Origin of the sequence: Nostoc sp. 106C, from assembly GCF_002154725.1 — a bacterium.
In the GTDB taxonomy this organism is placed as follows: Bacteria; Cyanobacteriota; Cyanobacteriia; order Cyanobacteriales; family Nostocaceae; genus Aulosira.
In genome coordinates, this window is record NZ_MTAW01000218.1 from 1 (window position 1) to 527 (window position 527).

Consider the following 527-nt stretch of genomic DNA (forward strand, 5'->3'; position numbering starts at 1 on the left):
AGTTCACCTTGATGCTTTCCTTGAAGGCCTATACCTAGAGGTACTTTTTCATTGGTTTCCTTAAACTTCACCACTAAATCGCTGCCACCACTCGATACACCCTTCCAAGTCATCGAGAAACCTTCAATTTCTGAGCTTTCCACTTTGACATTCGTGGCGGAGGAAAAGACTACCTCAGACAAAGAAGTTTGTCCAGATAGCACTGCATCAGTGGTGCTGTTGCGTATCATGTAGAATCTTAGGTTTGCACCTGAGTCGAATTCTAATAAGCTTGGCAAATCAGCTCTATTAAAACCATCTGGTGCATTGGCAATAGCAGAGCAAACTATCTTTGAGCGTTTGAGAGCTAGTTGCGCGTAACCTTTTGCACCAGGAGCAATCCCGTCAATCGTACCTTGGGCATCGTCAACAATAAATACACCTATTTCGTTGACTACTTTAGAAGTGCTGCCTTCAATTTTGATTGAGAGTTTTGCTTTATCACCTTTAACTTTACTTTTGACGGTAAAGATATTCTCCGTAATATT

1 pseudogene is annotated in these 527 nt (G+C 41.6%); it reads right to left on the minus strand.

Annotated features, from left to right (window positions below):
- Positions 1–527, minus strand: a pseudogene (locus BV375_RS37370) (hypothetical protein); the annotation flags it as partial.